The following is an 18580-nucleotide window of genomic DNA, read 5'->3' as shown; positions in this document are numbered from 1 at the left end:
GTCCCTCACAGCAGGTTCGACTTCCGGTAGATCCAGCGGGAGCCGCGGTCGAGCAGTTCCTCGCGGCTCAGGAAATCCATCAGCGGCTCGGCCGCGCGGCGGAACATCATCCGATGGTGCTCGTTGCCGTCGATGGCGCGCCGGACCGACCGCCAGTCCAGCCCGAGGTCCTCGTAGACCCGCCGGTTGATCAGGCTCTTGCCGATCACGTGGGTGCCGATCGCGATGATCAGCGCGCAGACCCGGCGGCGCAGCCGCGAGCGCCCGGCCAGCTGGTCACGGATATTGCGCCGCGCGAACTGCATGTGCCTCGACTCCTCCACCACGTGGATGTAGGAGGTCTGGCGCACCGCCGCGGCCACCTCGGGATCGGCCATCCAGTCCCGCTGCATGACGTCGAAGATCTCCTCGCCCGCCAGCACCAGCCCGTAGACCGCCTCGCGCCAGGCGACGTAGCGGAACAGCCAGCCGAAGACGGTGAAGGAGAAGTCCCTGCGGTGGAAGCGCGCCCCGATCCCGGCCACCGCGTTCACGAACATCAGCGAGTGCATGTTCTCGTCGGCGCACTCGTGGAGCAGGAAGCGGGTATCCGGGCGCGCCGGGTCGGCGTCGACGTGCCTGCGCAGCAGTGCCGACTGCAGCAGCAGCTCCAGCCAGATCGCGATCCCGAGGAACTGGGCCACCTCCGCCCTGGTCAGCAGCACCTGCTGCGCCGGCGGGAGCGCCCGCCAGGCCGCCGTGTCGTACAGCGGCGACCAGCGCGGCGACATGCCGTGTGAGCGGTCGTCGTGCTCGGCACCGGCGAAGATCGCCGGGTCGCGGGCGTCGAAGGACAGCCGCGCTGCCGAGGACAGCAGATCTTCGAACAGGGCATCGCTGTCCGCAGACGTCATCGTCACTCCTTCGGTCGGGCGGGATCGATCCGAGGTCCCACAACATTCGGAGCGCGGACCGCCGGGGACGGCTGTCGGCGCAGCGCTGTGTCCCCCGGTGCACGACCGGTCGGGTTTCCGCCCTCGAACAGACCTCCGGCCGCCGTCGGCCCCGGCTCACTCGTGGACCGGTCGGTTGCGATCCCGTTGCGATCATCACGTTTCGCCATCCGAGGGTGCGCGAGGGGAGTAGATATGGCAGGCTGTTCATCGAGCACAGGGTTGTCGCAGCGATTTCCCGGCTCTCAACAGAAAGCAACACAAAGTAAATGACGCAAGGCAGTGTGAAGTGGTTCAACGGCGAAAAGGGCTTCGGTTTCATCGCGCAAGACGGTGGCGGCCCTGACGTGTTCGTCCACTACTCCGCGATTTCCGGCTCCGGGTTCAAGTCCCTGGACGAGGGGCAGCGTGTCGAGTTCGAGATCGAGCAGGGCCAGAAGGGCCCGCAGGCTCAGAGCGTCCGCGCCATCTGAGACCAGCTAGAACCCGAAACCCGCGCCTTGGCGCGGGTTTCGTGCTTTCCGGGGGAAGTTCGCCCGGCCGGACACCGCGCGAATGGCGCCGGCTGATCCAGCCCTCGTGCCACGGTCCGATTCGGTCTCGGCGAGACATCGCGTCGTTGCGGCCTTCGCCGCGCTGCACGTCCGGTCGTCGACAGTGACGCCGGGCGCCTGCGCGACTTCGGCGCTATTCGGCCGGCGCCGGGGTACGCGCCGTCCGCCTGGTGATCAGGAAGCCGAAGGCGGTGGCCAGGATGTACATGAGCACCGAGTAGACGGCGCTGGGGATCGCGACCTCGGTGCTGTCCAGCACGCTGAGCGCGATGGTCAGGGCGACGGTCGTGTTGTGGATCCCGATCTCCATCGAGCACGCGATCGCCTGGGGCTGCCCGAGCCGGAGCAGCCGGGCGCCCGCGTAGCCGAGGGTGAGGCCGGCCAGGCAGAACAGCCCGGTGACCACACCGACCTGCTGGGCGTAGTCGACCAGGTTGTCGCGCTCGCTCAGCAGGGCCCCGGCCGACACCAGCGCCAGCACCAGGATCGAGAAGAGGCGAACCGGGCGATCGGCCCGGACGGCGAACTGCTCCCGGCGGCTGCGGACCAGCATGCCGATCGCCACCGGAATCACCACGATCGCGATGACCTGCACGACCTTCGCGAACTGCAATCCGAGCTCGCCCTCGGCGTCGAAGTGGGTGATGGCGAGATTGGTGACGACCGGAATGGTCACCGCGGCCAGCACCGAATTGATCGCTGTCAGGGTGATGTTGAGCGCGACGTCGCCGCGGAAGAGGTGGCTGAAGAGGGTTGCCGTCGTCCCGCCCGGCGAGGCGGCCAGCAGCATCACACCGACCGCGAGCAGGGGGTCGAGGTCGAACGCGGTGACGAGACCGAAGGCGATCAGGGGCAGTACCAGAATCTGCAGGACGAGTGCGACGGCGACCGCCTTCGGGCTTCGTGCCACCCGCTCGAAATCGGCCACGGTCAGGGTCAGCCCGAGGCCGAACATGATGATGGCGAGGGCGACCGGCAGGCCGACCGTGATCAGTGCCGAATTGTTCATCCGTCGGTGCCGATCGGTTTGCCGAAGAAGGAGGCGAAGGTCTCGCCGAAGTTCTCGGCGAGTGCCCTGGTCCCTTCGGGATCGAGGGCGAGCCAGCCGACGTCGGCGGTGGTGCAGCCCTGCTGGGCCGGAACGCCGTCGAGCCGGTCGCGCAGCCAGAGCATGGCCGGGCCGACGCCGGAGACCTCGGTGGCGATGTGCTCGGCGAAGTGTTCGCGCGTGTATCGCACGCTGGCGGCGGGGTCCTGGCAGTAGGTGTCGACGAGGGTGTCGACCGGGCCGACGGGGATCAGCTCGTCGGGGTTGCCCTGCCAGATGTACATCGGCAGGTCCGGCACGGCCTTGCCCATCCGGGTCTGCTCGAGCACCCTGCGCACCGCGGGGTCGTCGAAGGGGTCGCCGCCGGCGCGCAGGAAGCCGGTGATGTCGAGGAAGGGGGCGAGCGCGGTGTTCCACTGCACGCACAGCCCGCCCTTGACGGTGGCCAGGGCCTTCCCGAGCGGGTCGAGGCGGCGGTCGAGCAGCGCGGCGAAGTCGGGGTATTCCCGGGCCAGGCCGATGACCGCGGACAGGATCATGCCCGACCACAGGCCCCTGTTGCCGTTGACCAGCACCGGTCCGAGATCGGCGGGGACGCCGCCCGCGGCGGCGCCCACGATGTTCAGCTCGGGCGCGTAACTCCGCTTCAGCTCGGCGGCGTGGCCGGTGGCGATCGCACCGCCGGAGTAGCCGTACAGGCCGATGCGGGCGTCGGGCGCGACCCGCAGGGGTTCGAAGGCGCGGGCGGCGCGGATGCCGTCGAGGGTGATCCGCCCGGCCAGTGGCCCGGCGGCGTACGCCTCCTTCGGGCCCTGGTGGTCGGGGATGACCACGGCCCAGCCCTGCTGCAGCGCGCCCTGGGCGAGGATGAACTCGAGCGGGGCCACGATCTGGCCGAGCGCGGCACCGGCGGACCACTGCTGCACGGCGTAGGAGGGCGAGCAGTAGGCGGCAAGGGAATCCACGGCGATCTGGACCGAGAGCATCTTGTCCGGGGCGGAGCCGCGCGGTTTCAGGACGGTCGCCACGGCCGGGATCGCTTCGTCACGACTGTCATTGGAGCGGAAGGAGACCTGCCACGCATCGACATTGAGCGGAATCAGACCGAAATTGGCCGCGTTGACGAGCCTGGCTGCCAGGATCTGTCCCGGCGCCGCCGCGGCTACGAGATCGGCGGGCGGGCGGTAGAAGCCGGGGTCCAGTTCCGGTGGGACCGGTACGGCCGCGGCAGCTCGCACCGGGACCTGCACGGCCGTGGGAGCGGCTGGTTCGGCGTGCGCGAGCGTCGCCGACGCGGTCAGCACCCCCACCGCCAGCGCCCCGCACAGCGAGACGATCCGACGACCACGGTGTCCTCGGCTCTGCATCGTTCACTCCTCCAGGTCTTGTGATACCGGGTGGGATCACATTTACCGGGAGACACGATCGCATAGATGTGACCCGGATCGCAATGCCGGGGATTTTCTCCGCTGCCCGCGGCCCCGCCCTGACCCGGGCATTCCGGCGTCGGAGACGCGCTGTCCGAGTGGTGCGCGACGGTCGGGCCGTCCGAGCCGCCGTCCCCCGTCTACAGGCCGGTTGAGGGATCTCAGCCGCGGGTCTGGAACCCCCGTGCACCCGAACGCGGCGGCAGCGGCCTCACGGCGTGACGATGGCGAAGTCCGGGTCGGGGGTGTCGAGCAGGCCGAAGAGACGCTGCAGGACCGCGGGGTCGCCGGAGTGTGAGATCCCGTCGAGCCCCTTGCCCGCGAGGATGCCGAGCAGTTGCGGCTTGGTGAGTTCGAGCGTGAGATCGACCTCGGCCTCGGAGCGCGGCGCCGGCGTCTGGATCAGCACCCCGTTGGAGAGGGTGAGCCGGACGACGGAGTCCAGGTCGGTGAAGTGCCATTCGATCCGGAAGGAGTCGGCGGCGGCGCGCGGCCCGTTCAGCCGGGTGGCGACGGTGTCGAAGAGCTGCTCCACGGAGAGCGCCGCGACCATCCCGCCGCTGATGTCGACGGCGGTCGGCTGGACTCCGTGCCGCAGTTCGTGGTCGCCGGTGAGGTAGAAGCAGCGCCAGGTGGCGTTCTCCGCGCCGAATCCGAGCCTGCGGTAGGTGTCGGCGAGGGCGGTCTTCGCCGCCTCGCTGCCCGGTTCGGCGAAGACCGCGTGGGTGAGCAGTTCGGCGGCGAAGCGCAGGTCACCCGCGGCGGCGTAGGCGCGGCCCTTCTCGATGACCGCGTCGACGCCGCCGATCGTCTCGACGTAGCGGGCGGCCCTCGCCGCGCGCGGATGCTCCCAGAGCGAGGTCGGGTTGCCGTCGAACCAGCCGAGGTAGCGCTGGTAGATCGCCTTGACGTTGTGGCTCACCGAGCCGTAGTAGCCGCGCGCGCTCCAGCTGTCGGCGAGCGCGGGCGACAGCTCGATCGCCTCGGCGATCTCGGGGCCGTTCAGGCCGGCGTTCATCAGCCGCAGCGTCTGGTCGTGCAGGTACATGTACAGATCGCGCTGCAGCGACAGGAACGACACGATGGCGTCCGTGCCCCAGGTGGGCCAGTGGTGCGAGGCGAACGCGACGTCGGAGTCGATGGCGAACATCTCGATCGCCTCGTCGATGTAGCGCGACCAGACGCGCGGGTCGCGGACCTGCGCGCCGCGCAGTGTCAGCAGATTGTGCAGGTTGTGGGTGACGTTCTCGGCCAGGCAGAGCGCACGGTGGTCGGGGAAGTGGAAGTTCATCTCGGCGGGCGCCTCGGTGCCCGGGGTCAGCTGGAAGACGATCGGGACGCCGTCGACGGTCTCCCGCTGTCCGGTGTGGGTGATGTCGAGGCTGGGGGCGATCAGGCCGACGGTGCCGCGCGAGGTCTGGATGCCGAGCCCGGTGCTGCACTGCCCCTCCGGCCCCGGCGTCATCCCGCGGCCGTACATGTAGGTGCTGCGCCGCGTCATCGCCACTCCGGCGTAGACGTTCTCCGACACCACCTCCGCCATGAAGCCATCGGGCGCGAGGATCGGCACGTCGCCGCGCCCGTCCGGCAGGACGCCGTCGACGCCGCCGAAGTGGTCGACGTGGGAGTGGGTGTAGACGACGCCGGTGACGGGGCGTTCGCCGCGGTGCTCGCGGTAGACCCGCAATCCCGCCGCGGCGCACTCGGCCGAGATCAACGGGTCGATCACGATGATGCCGGTGTCGCCCTCCACGATCGTCATGTTCGACAGGTCGAAGCCGCGGATCTGGTAGATCCCGTCGGTCACCTCGTACAGGCCGTGCTTCACACAGAGCTGTGCCTGCCGGAACAGGCTCGGGTCCACGGTCTCCGGGCAGTCCCCGTCGAGGAAGTCGTACCCGGAGGTGTCGAAGACGACCGCGCCCGCGGCATCGGTGATCCGCATCGGCGTCAGGGTCGCGACGAACCCGCGATCGGCGTTGTCGAAGTCGGTGCGGTCGGCGTGGTCCGGTGCCATGGTCGATCAGCTCCCTCAGCTCGGTTCGGTCCGTGCCACGATGCTCGGCGCGGACGGTGCCCCGTGCCTCACCCACCGGGGGTGATATCCGAGCTCGCACGCGGGGCACGGTCGCGGCGATGCGAGGCGGGATCCGCCGGCCTTCCGGCCGGGCGGCGCAGCACGACGCGAGCCGACACCTACAGCGCCTCCAGGCCCCTTCCGATGACCGAGGCCCCCATCAGCGCCAGCACGATCGCCATGACCAGGTGGTTGTTGCCGGACAGCCACTGCTGCGTGGCAGCCAGCGGCGCCCGCAGCCGGTCGGCGGCCAGGCGGTAGCCGAGAACCGGAACCAGCACCGTCGTGGCGGCGAGCAGGACGAAGATCGCGCCCGCGGCCACCGCGGCGCCGCCGGAGAGCTCGGCGGTGCCGAGCTGCAGCCCCGCCGAGACGCACAGCAGCAGGTTCTTCGGGTTCACCGCCGCCAGCGCGAAACCGAGCCCGGCCGCCTTGCCCAGGGTGAAGGAGTCGATGGCCTGCATCCACTTCGGGGTCGAGTGGTCGCCGCGGGCCCGGAGCTGCTTGACGGCCAGCCCCACCAGCAGCACCCCGAGTGCGATCTTGACCCAGCCAACGGTCGGCGACGGCCCGGAGCCGTCGCCGGTGTGGATGGCCCCGGCCGCGGCCGTCACCACCGCGAGCACCGCCGTGATGCCCGCGACCCAGCCCGCCGCGAACCCGGCGCTGGTCGCCGCGGCATCGCGCGACATCGACATCAGCACCACCGCGACGATCGGGATCGGCGAGATCGCGACCCCGACCGCCAGCGGCAGCAGCTGCCCCACCGCGCTCAGCACGGCAGGGACCGGTCCGCGCTCATCGACGTGTGCAGCCGGCCCCACTCGGTGCGGTCCCAGCCGTACACGTGATCCGGGCCGGGGACGAAGATCTCGTCGCGCCCCACCGCGGAGACGCCTTCGAGGAGCGACAGCGCTCCCACGGTGAGCAGCAGGAGCGAGGCCGCGATCGAGGTGCCCGCCGCCACCTCCCGCTCCAGCCGGCGATCGGTCCCGACACCCGTGTCCGTCATGTGCTGAAGACCTCTCAGGCGGCGAAGACCTCGCGCAGCTTGGCTTCCTGCTCGTGCGACAGGTTGGTGGAGAGCAGCTCGGCCTGCTGGCCGGCGAAACGCTCGTGCACCCGGTCGAGGGTGGCGTCGGAGGTCAACACGAACAGCGCCGAGGTGCCGGGGGTGATCTTCTCCTTCGCCCTGGCGATGAAGCCGTCGTCGATCCCGACATCGGCCAGCGACCCGGTCAGCGCGCCGATCCCGGCGCCCACCGCCGCCCCGAGCAGCGGAACGAAGAACAGCAACCCGAACAGCAGCCCCCAGAACGCGCCGCCGAGCGCCCCCGCACCGGTCAGCGAATGCAGCTGCTGGGTCTTGGGCTTCTTCGCCCCCTCCGGCCACTTCACGATCGCCCCGTCGTGCACCGCGATCAGCTTCTCGCGCTGCAACTCCTCCAGCGTCCCGATCGCCTGATCGGCGCCGTCGGCCGAGGGGAACTTCCACACCGTCAAACTCGCAGCCACACCGGGCTCCTTCCGCGCTGAACCGTTCCGCCCCGTCGGCGGACCGTGGACTCCGACGCTAGGGAGCACCCGGATCGGTGGCCTCACCCGAAACGGGTGAACCCTGGTCGAGGGCTATCGGGTCCGGATGAAGTCGCCCGGCCGCCACGTCTCGCCGAAAGCGGCCTGCTCGGGGCCGTAGATGCGGAGGTAGGCGAACCAGCCGCGGCCGGGAACCGTCTGCAGCCAGCGGTTCTCGGCATCCGGCGGCGGGGTCGGGCCGAAGTGCAGCCGCACCGGGCCGTCGTCGGGCAGGTCGCGGAGCTCGAAGAGCGAGCGCAGTGCGGCGACATCGCTCGGAGCCTGGACCCGGGACCGGGTGGCGGCGTCGTAGACGGTGACCGACCACAACAGCTTTCCCGGTACCGGGCGAGGCAGGTCGAGGGTGTAGGAGGCGGTGCGGTCCAGCCAGTACTCCAGGTTGCCCTCCCAGCGCAGGCACGTGCTGTCCATCGCCTCGGCGGTGGTGTCGACGTAGCGCAGCACCCGGTCCGGTACGTTCAGCGGATACACCCGGATGGCCCGCAGCATCTCCAGCGCCGCGGCGAGATCTCCGCGCAGCGGCAGCGCGCGGAGCGCCAGCAGCAGGGTGTTCGACTCGGCGTGCGCCGGGTGGGCGCCGTCGGGGACCGGGCCGGTGTAGCCGGTGGCCGGGGATGACTGGGAACAGCCATGGATCGCCGGATACGAGTCGAATACGCGGGCGGCGCGAACCTCGACTACCGGATCAGCGACACGGCCGCCGTCGAACTCGAGCGGAAACTTCGCGACTGGCTGCCGGACGCAGAGGTAACCGTGGACGATCAGGTCACCGACGAGTTGCCCGTGATCCCCTGCGCCGGCCTGTGGGAACCGTAGTCAGCCGGGATCAGGGCTGATAGGGCGGCGCCACGCCCCAACCCCAGTGCGGCACCGGCGCCTGCTCCATCACCTCGGCCCCCGGCTGCGAATTGTGCAGCGCCAAGCGGGTTCCCCACTCCAGGTAGCCGACGAGCGCGGCCCGGAACTCCGGATCGTCGGGCAGCTCGGCATCGTCGGCGGCCAGGCTCATCAGCGAGGCGAAGCGGAACCGCTGCTCGGGGGTGATGCCGAGATTCCGGTGGTGGGCGAGCATGGTGGCGTAACCGCCGCGCTGCTCGGTGTAGGCGGCCGGGCCGCCGAAGACCTCACTCCACCAGGTGGTGACGTGCTCGCGGTGCGCGGCCGTGACCCCGCCGGGGAACAGCGGGCCGAGGAGCTCGTCGCGCTCCACCCGGTCGTAGAAGTGGCCGATCATGCGCTCGATGGCGGGCCTGCCGCCCGCCCACGCGTACAGCGTCGGAATGTCGCTCACCTGTAACAGTGTAATCACGGCAAAGGTGCTTCGGATGCCAGGATTTCGGGGCCGTAGCGGCGGGCGAGGAAGGTCCACGGGTCGGCGTAGGGGCCGCGGCGCTCCAGGCGGCGCTGCACCCGGAGGAAGAGCAGGATGGCCGGGCGCAGGGCGGGGCCGATGATGCGCGGGAGCTGGCCGCTCGCTCCGGCGACCCAGGCGACGGTGTCGGGCCAGTCGTGTCGCTGGAAATCGAGCAGCGCCTGGGATTCACTGGTGTCGAACCAGCCCGTGAAGCTCCAGCCGCGGTCGTCGGCGGGGTCGCCGGGGAGTCCGGCGCGCGGGCCGAGGCGGCCGAGGCCGGTCGCGGCGGCGATGTCGTCGCTCAGGTCCTGCTGCTGGTGCCGGTAGCTGTCGTTGCCTGCGATGAGCAGGACCCGGCCGGTGACAGCGGGGCCGCGTTCGACGGCGTTGGCGAAGGCGAGGGCGGCGTCGCGGGCGTCGACGGCGTGGACGCGGTTGTCGGTGGGGGTGGCGCGCATGAGCGAGAGGTAGTCGCCGTCGAGGCGTCCGGCGCCGACCGGGGAGATGACCCCGCCGAGGCGAAGGACGGCGTGCGGCAGGCCGCTGCCGGTGATCAGGGCTTCGCCGAGCACCTTGTCCGTTCCGTACTGATCGATCGGGGCGACCGGGGTGTCGGCGGTGATCGGCTCCGGATGGCGGTGCGGGTTGCGGGAGCCGTAGACGGCGGCGCTCGAGGCGAAGAGCAGCAGTGGCGGCGAATCGAGCAGACGGGCCGCATCGATGAGGTGCGTGGTGCCGTCCACGTTGACCTTGCGGGCGAGGGCGGGCGCTCGATAGGAGATCGGGGAGTAGACGGCGGCCAGGTGCACGATCGCGGACGGCCGGTGTTCGGCGACGACGGCGTGCACGGCCTCGCGGTCGAGCAGGTCGGTCCAGGACGGGATCAGGGCGCCGGTGAGCCGGCAGGCAACGGTTTCGGTGGCGTCGGTGCGGAGATCCATGCCGACCACGGTGTGCCCGCGGGCTAGCAGCAGTTCGGTGCAGAGCGCGCCGATCTGGCCGAAGGCGCCGGTGACCAGGACGGTGCTCATCGGCCGCGCCTGCGGGCGAGGGCGGCGCCCGCGTCGCGCAGCCGCGGGGTCATCCGCACCGAGACCAGCGGGGTGCGGATGTCCTCCCGGACCCGGGTGAGCGTCGAGGTGGCGATGCGCCAGGCGTCGCCGTGCTTCTCGTAGGTCTCGTGGTAGTGGCCGTAGCCGTGCAGGTCCAGGCCGGGGCCGAGGTGGACCACGTCGTGCAGCGCCCACACCCCGGCGGCGGTGGTGGCGGAGGTGAGGTCGATCTCCGGGTTGTGCACCTGGTGCACGGTGGCCTTGCCGTCGCCGAGGGTGGCGCGGATGTAGGCGACGAAATCGTCGGCGCCGGTGATGATCTGCCCGCCCGCCGCGGAGGTGTCGCTGACGAAGCCGTCGGTGAAGAGTGCGCGCCACTCGTCCCAGCGCTTGGTGTCGAGGTAGCGGCAGTACCGTGCCTTGAGTGCGCTGAGCGCGAGCACCTCGCGCCACCCCGTCGACCCGTCCATTGCCGCTCCCGTTCCGCCGGACCGAATCCTGCCGCATATGCCTAACACGGCCCTCTGAAGCAGGTCAAGGATTGTTCCCCATCGGGATTTACTCCATTGGTTGATATATTCAGCCAGTTATTTTCCGGCCGGGAAAAACCGGAGCGCGAACGAGTAAGCAGGACGCGAGAATCTGATTAGTCGAGAATGAGAACGAGGTACCGATGTCGGCCGAGAGCTACCGGGTCGTGCAGTGGACGACCGGCAATGTGGGCAAGAGTTCGGTCAAGGCGCTGCTCGCGCACCCCGGGTTGGAGCTGGTCGGCTGCTACGCGTGGTCGCCGGACAAGGCGGGGAAGGACGTCGGCGAGCTGGCCGGGCTCGATCCGGTCGGCGTCACGGCCACCGACGACGTGAAAGCGCTGCTGGCGCTGGAGCCGGACTGCGTCGTCTACAACCCGATGTGGATCGATGTCGCCGAGCTCGAGCAGATCCTGGCCTCCGGCGCCAATGTCGTGACGACCGCGTCCTTCATCACCGGTCACAACCTGGACGCGGGCCGGGCCCGGCTCGAAGAAGCCGCTCGCCGCGGTGGCTCCACCCTCTTCGGCTCCGGGGTGAGCCCGGGGTTCGCGCAGCTGCTGGCGATCGTGGCGGCCAATGCCTGCGACCGGGTGGACAAGGTGACCATCGCCGAGCAGGCCGACACCACGTTCTACGACTCCCCCGCCACCGAGCGCCCGGTCGGCTTCGGCACCGCCATCGACGATCCCGCGCTCGAGGGCATGGCCGAGAAGGGCACCGCGGTCTTCGCCGAGGCGGTCCGGCTGCTCGCCGACTCGCTCGGCACCGAGCTGGACGAGATCCGCTGCGTCGCCGAGTACGCGCAGACCACCGAGGATCTCGACCTCGGCTCCTGGACCATCGAGAAGGGCTGCGTCGCGGGTGTTTTCGTGAGCTGGCAGGGCATCGTCGCCGGCCGGACGGTGGTCGACGTGAATGTGCGGTGGCGCAAGGGGCAGACCCTGGATCCGGACTGGAAGCTCGACGGCGACGGCTGGAAGATCACCGTTGACGGCCGCCCGACCGTGAACATGAACGTCGGCTTCCTGCCGCCGCCGGACTTCGTCGGCGAGACCATCGCCGACTTCATGGTGCTCGGCCACATCATGACCGCCATGCCACCCATCCACGCCATTCCCGCGGTGGTGCAGGCGCGGGCCGGGCTCGTCACCTACACCGACCTGCCGCTGACCCTGCCGCGCGGCATCCTGAGCGCCCGATGACCGCCCGGCTGCGCGCGGCCGCCGTGCTCGGCGCGGCCGCGCTGCTGGTGCTCACCGGGTGCGGGCGCTCCGGCGCGCCGGAGCGGGAAGCGGCCGGAACTCCCGCGGTGGCGGCGGAATTCGGTGATCTCGGCGCGGTCTGCAGCGAGGGGACGCCGACGAAGGCGACCGGGCGCGGAGTCACCGCGGACAGCATCACGGTCGGGGTGGTCAGCGATCTGGGGTTCACCAAGAACCCGGAGTTCAACGATGCCGCGAAGGTCTTCGTCGACTGGTGCAACGATCACGGCGGCATCGCCGGGCGCCGGCTCGAGCTGAAGGTGCGCGACACCAGGCTCACCGAGGTCAAGCAGCGCATGCTGGAGTCGTGCCGCGACGACTTCGCGCTGGTCGGAGGTGGCGCCGGGCTGGACTCGCTGGGCGTGAAGGACCGGCTCTCCTGCCTGCTGCCCAGCTTCCCGGCCCAGGTGGCGCAGCCCGGCAGTGTCGGCGCCGATCTCGAGGTGAGCGCCTCCCCCACGACGCTGCCCCGGCACGACATCTACACCGGCTTCCGGCAGTGGCTGCTCGACGCCTACCCGGCCGCCAAGGACAAGATCGGCTACGTCAGCGCCGACTCCCCGGTCTCCAAGATCCTCGGCGACAAGGGGAAGGAGAGCTTCGAGGCGCTCGGTGGGCGGATCGTCTACGACGACCGCTACCCCATCGCCGGCGTGCCGGACTGGACCCCGTTCGCGCAGGCGATCAAGGACCGGGACGTGCGCGGGCTGGTCTTCAACGGCGAGCCGCGGCAGCTGGTGAAGCTGGAGGAGGCGCTCACCGGGATCGGCTACCGGCCGGACTGGATCGACGCCACCAACAACAACTACAGCGCCGGGTTCCTGGAGGGGCTGGGCAAATCGGTGGAGTTCCAGAACAATGTCGCCGATCTCGGCGGGGTCAGCCCGATCGAGGACGGGGCCGCCGTTCCGGCCATGGCGCAGGTCCGCGAGCTGTTCGCCGGGTACGCGCCGGACACCGAGCTGAGCTTCCCGCAGCTGCGCTCGCTCTCGGCCTGGCTGCTGTTCGCCCGCTCGGCCGCGAGCTGCGGCGACGACCTCACGCCGCGCTGCGTGTACGAGGCCGCCACAGCCGAAAAGGCTTGGACTGCCGGTGGTTTGCAGGCGCCGATCGATCTCACCGATCGCGACGGCACCTCGGTGTGCTTCAACATCGAGCAGGCGACCCCGGACGGCTGGAAGCCCGCCGACTTCCGCCCGGACACCGGGCCGTACCGCTGCGATGTGCGGCCGTACGCCTTCCGCAGCGACTACGGCGCGCCCCTGACGCTCGGCGATGTCGGAAAATCCATGGCCGACCTGCGGTGACCGGAACGCGACCGGACGGTCTGCCCCCGTAGGGTGGGAGCATGAGCGAGGGGACGGGGGTACCGCGGCGGCCGGGGCGACCGGCGAAGCTGAGCCGGGAGCGGATCGTCGCCGCGGCCGGGGAGCTGCCGCTCCACTCGCTGACCATGCAGGGGGTCGCCGACGTTCTCGGCGTCGACCGCAAGGCGCTGAACTACTACGTCAGTGACCGGGCCGGGCTGCTGCAACTGCTCGCGCTGAATGCCTTCGAGACCGAGATCGCCGGGTTGCGGTTCGGGCCCCAGACCCGGTGGCCGGAGTTGCTCCGGCTCTGCGCGGCGGCGATGCGGGCGGCGTATCTGCAGGTGGGCGGGTTGATCTCGGCGATCGACTTCGGCGCGGTACGCGGGACCGATGCGCTCGGCACCGTCGAGCGCATTCTCACCCGGCTGATCGACGCCGGGTTCACCTCGCAGGAAGCGGGGCGGACGCTGACGCTGTTCGCCGAGATCGCCCGGGCGGCGGCCTACGAGACGCTGGAGAACACCGGGGGTCCGCCGGAGGCGCAGGCGCACAATGTGGTGCACGCGCTGGCCGGGGCAGGCGGCGAGCAGTTCCCGGCGCTGCGCCGGATCGCCGCCGAGCGGGACGCGGTGCGGGACCGGGGCGTGCAGTTCGAGTTCGACCTCGACGTCGCCCTCGCCGGGCTCGCCGCCCGCCTGCGGGACCGATCCTAGCGGGGCGCGACGCCGGCCTCCAGGTCTTCCGGGCCGGCCAGGGGTTCGGCGAAAGTGCACCGTAGGCGAGAAGTCACCGCCCGGTGCGGCGCCCCGGCCGCCACGCACCCGGAGCCCGGCCGGTGTGCCGCTTGATCAGCCGGTGCAACGTCGCCGGGTCGCCGACGCCGACGGCGGCCGCGATCTCGGTGAGCGGCCGATCGGTGGTGCGCAGCAGGTGCAGGGCGTGCCGCAGCCGGACCCGCGCCACCAGTTGCAGCGGGCTGAGCCCGGTGGCGGCGGCGGTGCGGCGGGCCAGGGTTCGCGGGCTCGTCCGGCACTGCCCGGCCAGCGACTCCAGCGTGTGCGGGTGCTCGGGGTGCGCGCGGACGACGGACTCCAGCGCGGCGACCACTTCGTCGCGGGCCGCCAGGTGCGAGGGGATGAGGAAGCTCGCCTGCGAGGCGCGCTGATCGACCACCAGCCGGGCGGCGAGTTCGTCGGTGAGCGCGGCGCCGCCGTGCGCCCGCATGATCGCGAGCATCAGGTCGACGTGGGCGAAGGCGGCGCCCGCGGTGCGGATCGGGCCGTCGCGCAGCACCATGTCGTCGAGCACGACATCGGCGCCGGGCGCGAGCCGGGCGAGTTCGGCGCCGAGCCACCAGGTGGTGACGCAGCGGCGGCCGGCGAGCAGGCCGGCCGCGCCGAGGACGAAGACCGCCGTGCAGGAGGCGGCGATCTCCGCGCCGCGGGCATGCGCCCGGACGAGCCACTGCCCGGCGGCGGCGATGTCGGGGGCGGCCAGGCGGGCGGTGATCTGCGCGCCGTCGGCGGCGCCGAGGCCGGGGACGACAACGATGTCGCGCGGCCGGGCACGGGCGAGCGGCCGGGCCGCCGCGGTGAGCCCGCCACGCACCCGGACCTGCGGCGTCGGTGCGACGAAGCGCAGGTCGAAGGCGGGCTCGCCGAGGATCCGGTTGGCGGCCGAGACCACGTCGACGGTGCTGCCGACCGCGCTCGCGCTCGCGCCGTCGAGCACCAGCAGGTCGATGTCGATCATGTGGCGAATTGTGCAAGAAAACTGTCATGCTCGCCACTGTCCGCGGGGCGGCGCCGACGGCAGAGTCGAGGCGAACGATCCGAACGAACGGAAGGCCCGACATGCCCCTGTTGCGAGTGACGCTGACCCCCGGCGCTTTCGACGACGCGCAGAAGGCGCGGCTGGCGGCCGCGCTCACCGACGCCTCGTGCCGCGCCGAGTCGCTGCCCGACGACCCGGGCAGCCGGATGGGCTCGCTGGTGCTGGTCGATGAACTCGCCCCCGGCGCCTTCTACTCCGCGGGGCACCCGGCCGATGCCGCGGTGGCCGGGGTCTTCGTCGACTGGCAGGTCAGCGCCGGGGTGCTGGACGGGGCCCGCAAGGCGCGCTTCGCCACCGAACTCCAGGACGCGGCGACAGCGGCCCGCGACGGCGACGACGGACGGCTGGTCGTCACCTCGTGCGTGATCCACGAGGTGCCGGAGGGGCAGTGGGCGCAGAACGGCGCGATCCGGCGGCTGCCGGAGATCACCGCCCGCGCCCGCTTCGAGCACCTCACCGCGCTGATCGATCAGCGGTAGCCGGTGCTCTCCGCCAGGTCGGCAGCCTCCCGCATGAGCTTCGGCACGATCTCGCCGAATGCCCGCAGCTTCGGATTGTCACCCGCGCGCTGATATCCCTGTTCCAGCACGATGGCGAGTTTCCAGCGGGCCAGGATCAGGTAGTAGTCCAGGTCGTCGACCTGCCGCCCGGAGACCTCGGCGAAGCGGGCGACGAGCTGGTCGCGCGAGGGCATGCCGCGCACGTCGAGGTAGCCCGCGGTGGCGGCCTCCGGCGCGCCGGTGTCCTCCGGCCAGTCCTTCAGGGCCCAGGCCAGGTCGAGTTTCGGGTCGCCGATGGTGCCCATCTCCCAGTCGACGATCGCCGCGAGCCGGGCGGGGCCGCCGTGCGCGAACATGACATTCGCCCACTGGTAGTCGCCGTGCATGAGCCCGGGGACGAAGTCGAGCGGGCGGTGCGCGTTCAGCCAGGTGGTGGCGGTGTCCATGCCGTCGAGGTCGCGGCCCCTGATCCGCTCGAACATGCCGGTCCAGCGCTGCACCTGGCGGTCGTGGAAGCCGTCGGGTCTGCCGAGGCCGCCGAGGCCGCGGGCCTGCCAGTCCACGGTGGAGAGCAGCGCGACGCCTTCGACCAGGCGGTAGGCCAGGTCGGACGAGTCGCGGTCGAAGGGCTCCGGCCAGCCCGTGCGGTGGTCCATCGGCGACCAGCCGTCGATGTGGCCCATGAGGTAGAAGGCCCGGCCGAGCACGGCCGGGTCGGCGCAGACCGCGACGCCTGCGGCGTGCGGGACGTCGGTGCCGTCGAGCGCGGCGGTGATCCGCCACTCGCGCAGGATGCCCCTGTCCCGCTCGGGCGGGGCGGCGGCGGGCGGGATGCGGAGCACGCTGTGGTGCTCGCCGCGGCGGAGTTCGTAGATCTCGTTCTGCGCGCCGCCGGAGAGCTGGGTGACCTCGAGCGGGGCGCCGGTGCCGAGCCCGGCCGCGTCCAGCCAGGCGGTGAGCCGCGCCGTGTCGATTCCGCTCATCGCTCGTCGCCCAGGAAGTCGGCGTACTGCGCGAGCGCCGCTTCGCGTTTGCGGGGCAGCCACTCGGTGGGCCAGAGCTCCTCGGTGGCGGAGTGGTCGCACAGCACCTGACGGGCGACGGTGGTCTTGTGCACCTCGGTGGGGCCGTCGGCGAGACCCATGACAGCGGCCCCGGTGATCATCTTCATGAGCGGGACCTCGTCGGTGACGCCGAGCGCGCCGTGCACCTGCATGGAGCGCCAGGCGATGTCGTGCAGCACGGTCGGCATGACGGCCTTGACCGCGGCGATGTCCTTGCGGACCTTCCGGTAGTCGTTGTGCTTGTCGATCTTCCACGCGGTGTGCAGCACCAGCAGCCGGAACTGCGCGAGCTGGGCCCAGGAGTCGGCGATGTAGCCCTGCACGAACTGTTTCTCGGCGAGCGAACTGCCCGCGGTCTCCCGGCTCAGCGCCCGCTCGCAGAGCATGTCGAGCGCCTTCTGCGCGAGCCCGATGGTGCGCATGGCGTGGTGGATGCGGCCGCCGCCGAGCCGGGTCTGCGCGATCACGAAGGCCTGGCCCGCACCGCCGAGCAGGGCGGAATCCGGGACCCGCACCCCGCTGTAGTGGATGAGCGCGTGCTGCCCGGCGGCCTCGGGCTCGCCGTAGAGCCGGACGTCGCGCTCGATCTCGATGCCGGGGGTGTCGGTGGGCACCAGGAACATGGACATGCCCTTGTACGCGCCCGCGGCGGGGTCGGTGATCGCCATGACGATGGAGAAGGCGGCGGTCCTGGCGTTGGAGGAGAAGTACTTGCGGCCCTCGAGCACCCAGTCGTCGCCGTCGCGGACCGCGGTGGTGGTGAACTGGCGCGGGTCGGCGCCCGCCTGCGGCTCGGTCATGGAGTAGCAGGAGAAGAGCTCGCCGTCGAGCAGCGGGCGCAGGTACCGCTCCTTCTGCTCGGGCGTGCCGTAGTGCGCGAGGATCTCGGCGTTGCCGGTGTCGGGGGCCTGGCAGCCGAAGACGATCGGGGCCCACGAGCAGCGGCCCAGGATCTCGTTGAGCAGCGCGAGCTTCACCTGGCCGTGGCCCTGGCCGCCCAGGTCGGGGCCGAGGTGGGTGGCCCACAGCCCCTGCTCGCGCACCCGCTGCTTGAGCGGGGCGATGGCAGCGCGGCGCTTGCCGGTGAGTGGCACGAACTGCTCGTGCGGCCAGACCAGGTCCAGCGGCTCCACCTCGGTGCGGACGAACTCGTCCGCCCAGTCCAGCTTGGCCTGATAGTCGGGATCGGTCTCGAAATCCCACGCCATGTCGTTGTCTCCTCGGTCGGTCGGGGTCGGGAAGGTCAGGGCATGCCGCCGTCGGAGCGCAGGGTGGCTCCGGTGGTGAAGCTGGAGGCCTCGGAGGCGAGGAAGAGGGCGGCGCCGACGATCTCGGGCGGGCGGCCAGGGCGTTGCAGGGCGTGCGCGCCGAAGGGGTTGGGCACGGCGTCGATGTCCCAGCCCGCGGTGGCGCCGGTCAGGTGCGGGCCCGCCATCAGGGTGTTGACCCGGACGGTCGGGCCGAAGGCGAGCGCGAGCCCCTCGGTCATGGCATTGAGCCCGGCCTTGGCGGCGGCGTAGGGCACGATCGACGGGCGCGGCCGGATCGAGCCGGACGAGCTGACATTGATGATCGAGCCGCGCCCCGCCGCCACCATGCGCTCGCCGATCAGCACCGAGAGCCGGAACGGGCCCTTGAGGTTCAGGTTCAGCACCGCGTCGAAGAGCTTCTCGCTCACCGAGCCGAGGGTGTCGTAGACCGGCTGCATTCCCGCGTTGTTGATCAGCACGTCGACCCGGCCGAAGCGGCTGTAGGCGGCCTCGACCAGGCCGTCCAGCTGGTCCCAGCGGCCGACGTGCACGGCGTGCGGCAGTGCGGCGCGGCCGGTCTCGCGCTCGATCTCCGCGCAGGTGGCGGCGCAGGTCTCGTAGTCGCGGCCGGCGATGACCAGGTCGGCACCGCAGCGCGCGGCGGCGTACGCCATCTCCCGGCCGAGGCCGCGGCTGCCGCCGGTCACCAGCACCACGCGGCCGGTCAGGTCGAACAGTTCGTCGGCGTAGCCCATGCTCCAGACTCTCGCTCTCAGTTCTCAGAATGC

21 protein-coding genes are annotated in these 18580 nt (G+C 71.2%); 6 read left to right on the top strand and 15 right to left on the bottom strand.

Annotated features, from left to right (window positions below; translation table 11 throughout):
* Positions 1-5: 5 nt before the first annotated feature.
* Positions 6-893 (bottom strand): AurF N-oxygenase family protein, encoded by an 888-nt coding sequence (locus ACFO0B_RS25020; protein ID WP_378615013.1) that lies wholly within the window; start codon positions 891-893, stop codon positions 6-8.
* A gap of 308 nt (positions 894-1201) precedes the next feature.
* Between ACFO0B_RS25020 and ACFO0B_RS25015 the strand changes: the two genes are divergently transcribed.
* Positions 1202-1405: a cold-shock protein gene (locus ACFO0B_RS25015; RefSeq protein WP_067650927.1), complete on the top strand. Its 204-nt coding sequence runs from the start codon at positions 1202-1204 to the stop codon at positions 1403-1405.
* A 214-nt stretch (positions 1406-1619) separates the two neighbouring features.
* On the opposite strand, the gene ACFO0B_RS25010 is transcribed toward ACFO0B_RS25015, so the two are convergent.
* The 7 genes from ACFO0B_RS25010 to ACFO0B_RS24980 all read right to left on the bottom strand — a co-directional run bounded on the left by ACFO0B_RS25010 (position 1620) and on the right by ACFO0B_RS24980 (position 8123).
* Positions 1620-2495, bottom strand: coding sequence for a bile acid:sodium symporter family protein (locus tag ACFO0B_RS25010; protein WP_378615012.1), 876 nt, complete (start codon positions 2493-2495; stop codon positions 1620-1622).
* The gene (locus ACFO0B_RS25005) at positions 2492-3901 is read right to left on the bottom strand and encodes a lipase family protein (RefSeq protein ID WP_378615011.1); all 1410 of its coding nucleotides are present in this window, start codon (positions 3899-3901) and stop codon (positions 2492-2494) included. The genes ACFO0B_RS25010 and ACFO0B_RS25005 overlap by 4 nt, the downstream gene beginning before the upstream one ends.
* A 271-nt stretch (positions 3902-4172) precedes the next feature.
* Positions 4173-5978: an alkyl/aryl-sulfatase gene (locus ACFO0B_RS25000; protein WP_378615010.1), complete on the bottom strand. Its 1806-nt coding sequence runs from the start codon at positions 5976-5978 to the stop codon at positions 4173-4175.
* A 179-nt stretch (positions 5979-6157) separates the two neighbouring features.
* On the bottom strand, positions 6158-6817 hold the full coding sequence (locus ACFO0B_RS24995; RefSeq protein WP_378615009.1) for a GAP family protein: 660 nt from the start codon (positions 6815-6817) through the stop codon (positions 6158-6160).
* Positions 6811-7050 (bottom strand): DUF7144 family membrane protein, encoded by a 240-nt coding sequence (locus tag ACFO0B_RS24990; RefSeq protein ID WP_378615008.1) that lies wholly within the window; start codon positions 7048-7050, stop codon positions 6811-6813. Before ACFO0B_RS24990 ends, ACFO0B_RS24995 begins: the two co-directional genes overlap by 7 nt.
* Positions 7051-7064: 14 nt before the next feature.
* Positions 7065-7553 carry a DUF1269 domain-containing protein gene (locus ACFO0B_RS24985; protein WP_378615007.1) on the bottom strand — a complete coding sequence of 163 codons (489 nt, stop codon included), beginning with the start codon at positions 7551-7553 and terminating at the stop codon, positions 7065-7067.
* A gap of 114 nt (positions 7554-7667) precedes the next feature.
* A complete protein-coding gene (locus ACFO0B_RS24980) occupies positions 7668-8123 on the bottom strand; it encodes a DUF1214 domain-containing protein (RefSeq protein WP_378615006.1) in 456 nt (151 codons plus the stop codon).
* 141 nt (positions 8124-8264) lie between these two features.
* Between ACFO0B_RS24980 and ACFO0B_RS24975 the strand changes: the two genes are divergently transcribed.
* Positions 8265-8450: a hypothetical protein gene (locus ACFO0B_RS24975; RefSeq protein ID WP_378615005.1), complete on the top strand. Its 186-nt coding sequence runs from the start codon at positions 8265-8267 to the stop codon at positions 8448-8450.
* 10 nt (positions 8451-8460) lie between these two features.
* Here ACFO0B_RS24975 and ACFO0B_RS24970 read toward each other — a convergent pair whose 3' ends face one another.
* The 3 genes from ACFO0B_RS24970 to ACFO0B_RS24960 are packed head-to-tail and all read right to left on the bottom strand — an operon-like array spanning position 8461 to position 10510.
* Entirely contained in the window at positions 8461-8925 is a 465-nt protein-coding gene (locus ACFO0B_RS24970) for a group II truncated hemoglobin (protein ID WP_378615004.1), read from the bottom strand.
* 14 nt (positions 8926-8939) lie between these two features.
* Positions 8940-10019, bottom strand: a complete 1080-nt coding sequence (locus tag ACFO0B_RS24965; RefSeq protein ID WP_378615003.1) for an NAD-dependent epimerase/dehydratase family protein — start codon at positions 10017-10019, stop codon at positions 8940-8942.
* Positions 10016-10510 (bottom strand): nuclear transport factor 2 family protein, encoded by a 495-nt coding sequence (locus ACFO0B_RS24960; RefSeq protein WP_378615002.1) that lies wholly within the window; start codon positions 10508-10510, stop codon positions 10016-10018. Before ACFO0B_RS24960 ends, ACFO0B_RS24965 begins: the two co-directional genes overlap by 4 nt.
* 203 nt (positions 10511-10713) lie before the next feature.
* On the opposite strand from ACFO0B_RS24960, the gene ACFO0B_RS24955 reads away from it, so the two are divergent.
* Genes ACFO0B_RS24955 through ACFO0B_RS24945 form a run of 3 tightly spaced genes read left to right on the top strand, consistent with a single transcriptional unit; the run spans position 10714 to position 13858 of the window.
* Positions 10714-11775 (top strand): NAD(P)H-dependent amine dehydrogenase family protein, encoded by a 1062-nt coding sequence (locus tag ACFO0B_RS24955; RefSeq protein WP_378615001.1) that lies wholly within the window; start codon positions 10714-10716, stop codon positions 11773-11775.
* The gene (locus ACFO0B_RS24950; protein ID WP_378615000.1) at positions 11772-13142 is read left to right on the top strand and encodes an ABC transporter substrate-binding protein; all 1371 of its coding nucleotides are present in this window, start codon (positions 11772-11774) and stop codon (positions 13140-13142) included. Before ACFO0B_RS24955 ends, ACFO0B_RS24950 begins: the two co-directional genes overlap by 4 nt.
* 41 nt (positions 13143-13183) lie before the next feature.
* Positions 13184-13858 (top strand): TetR/AcrR family transcriptional regulator C-terminal domain-containing protein, encoded by a 675-nt coding sequence (locus ACFO0B_RS24945; protein ID WP_378614999.1) that lies wholly within the window; start codon positions 13184-13186, stop codon positions 13856-13858.
* Between the two features lie 73 nt (positions 13859-13931).
* On the opposite strand, the gene ACFO0B_RS24940 is transcribed toward ACFO0B_RS24945, so the two are convergent.
* A complete protein-coding gene (locus ACFO0B_RS24940; protein ID WP_378614998.1) occupies positions 13932-14897 on the bottom strand; it encodes a GlxA family transcriptional regulator in 966 nt (321 codons plus the stop codon).
* Positions 14898-14998: 101 nt separating this feature from the next.
* Between ACFO0B_RS24940 and ACFO0B_RS24935 the strand changes: the two genes are divergently transcribed.
* Positions 14999-15457, top strand: coding sequence for a tautomerase family protein (locus ACFO0B_RS24935; protein WP_378614997.1), 459 nt, complete (start codon positions 14999-15001; stop codon positions 15455-15457).
* On the opposite strand, the gene ACFO0B_RS24930 is transcribed toward ACFO0B_RS24935, so the two are convergent.
* Genes ACFO0B_RS24930 through ACFO0B_RS24920 form a run of 3 tightly spaced genes read right to left on the bottom strand, consistent with a single transcriptional unit; the run spans position 15448 to position 18547 of the window.
* Entirely contained in the window at positions 15448-16461 is a 1014-nt protein-coding gene (locus ACFO0B_RS24930) for a phosphotransferase family protein (RefSeq protein WP_378614995.1), read from the bottom strand. The two genes, ACFO0B_RS24935 and ACFO0B_RS24930, sit on opposite strands and share 10 nt — an antisense overlap.
* A complete protein-coding gene (locus ACFO0B_RS24925; RefSeq protein ID WP_378614994.1) occupies positions 16458-17750 on the bottom strand; it encodes an acyl-CoA dehydrogenase family protein in 1293 nt (430 codons plus the stop codon). Before ACFO0B_RS24925 ends, ACFO0B_RS24930 begins: the two co-directional genes overlap by 4 nt.
* 35 nt (positions 17751-17785) lie before the next feature.
* Positions 17786-18547: an SDR family NAD(P)-dependent oxidoreductase gene (locus ACFO0B_RS24920; RefSeq protein ID WP_378614993.1), complete on the bottom strand. Its 762-nt coding sequence runs from the start codon at positions 18545-18547 to the stop codon at positions 17786-17788.
* Positions 18548-18580 lie beyond the last annotated feature (33 nt).

It is taken from the genome of Nocardia jiangsuensis, from assembly GCF_042650385.1.
GTDB lineage: Bacteria > Actinomycetota > Actinomycetes > Mycobacteriales > Mycobacteriaceae > Nocardia > Nocardia jiangsuensis.
The sequence above is the reverse complement of the archived record's forward strand: the minus strand, read 5'-3'. Positions and strand labels throughout refer to the sequence as shown.

Excerpts from the sequence above, each read along its gene's own strand:
- ACFO0B_RS25020 (WP_378615013.1), bottom strand. The coding sequence starts at position 893 with ATGACGTCTGCGGACAGCGATGCCCTGTTCGAAGATCTGCTGTCCTCG.
- ACFO0B_RS25015 (WP_067650927.1), top strand. The coding sequence starts at position 1,202 with ATGACGCAAGGCAGTGTGAAGTGGTTCAACGGCGAAAAGGGCTTCGGT.
- ACFO0B_RS25010 (WP_378615012.1), bottom strand. The coding sequence starts at position 2,495 with ATGAACAATTCGGCACTGATCACGGTCGGCCTGCCGGTCGCCCTCGCC.
- ACFO0B_RS25005 (WP_378615011.1), bottom strand. The coding sequence starts at position 3,901 with ATGCAGAGCCGAGGACACCGTGGTCGTCGGATCGTCTCGCTGTGCGGG.
- ACFO0B_RS25000 (WP_378615010.1), bottom strand. The coding sequence starts at position 5,978 with ATGGCACCGGACCACGCCGACCGCACCGACTTCGACAACGCCGATCGC.
- ACFO0B_RS24990 (WP_378615008.1), bottom strand. The coding sequence starts at position 7,050 with ATGACGGACACGGGTGTCGGGACCGATCGCCGGCTGGAGCGGGAGGTG.
- ACFO0B_RS24980 (WP_378615006.1), bottom strand. The coding sequence starts at position 8,123 with ATGCTGCGGGCCATCCGGGTGTATCCGCTGAACGTACCGGACCGGGTG.
- ACFO0B_RS24975 (WP_378615005.1), top strand. The coding sequence starts at position 8,265 with ATGGATCGCCGGATACGAGTCGAATACGCGGGCGGCGCGAACCTCGAC.
- ACFO0B_RS24965 (WP_378615003.1), bottom strand. The coding sequence starts at position 10,019 with ATGAGCACCGTCCTGGTCACCGGCGCCTTCGGCCAGATCGGCGCGCTC.
- ACFO0B_RS24960 (WP_378615002.1), bottom strand. The coding sequence starts at position 10,510 with ATGGACGGGTCGACGGGGTGGCGCGAGGTGCTCGCGCTCAGCGCACTC.
- ACFO0B_RS24955 (WP_378615001.1), top strand. The coding sequence starts at position 10,714 with ATGTCGGCCGAGAGCTACCGGGTCGTGCAGTGGACGACCGGCAATGTG.
- ACFO0B_RS24950 (WP_378615000.1), top strand. The coding sequence starts at position 11,772 with ATGACCGCCCGGCTGCGCGCGGCCGCCGTGCTCGGCGCGGCCGCGCTG.
- ACFO0B_RS24945 (WP_378614999.1), top strand. The coding sequence starts at position 13,184 with ATGAGCGAGGGGACGGGGGTACCGCGGCGGCCGGGGCGACCGGCGAAG.
- ACFO0B_RS24940 (WP_378614998.1), bottom strand. The coding sequence starts at position 14,897 with ATGATCGACATCGACCTGCTGGTGCTCGACGGCGCGAGCGCGAGCGCG.
- ACFO0B_RS24935 (WP_378614997.1), top strand. The coding sequence starts at position 14,999 with ATGCCCCTGTTGCGAGTGACGCTGACCCCCGGCGCTTTCGACGACGCG.
- ACFO0B_RS24930 (WP_378614995.1), bottom strand. The coding sequence starts at position 16,461 with ATGAGCGGAATCGACACGGCGCGGCTCACCGCCTGGCTGGACGCGGCC.
- ACFO0B_RS24925 (WP_378614994.1), bottom strand. The coding sequence starts at position 17,750 with ATGGCGTGGGATTTCGAGACCGATCCCGACTATCAGGCCAAGCTGGAC.
- ACFO0B_RS24920 (WP_378614993.1), bottom strand. The coding sequence starts at position 18,547 with ATGGGCTACGCCGACGAACTGTTCGACCTGACCGGCCGCGTGGTGCTG.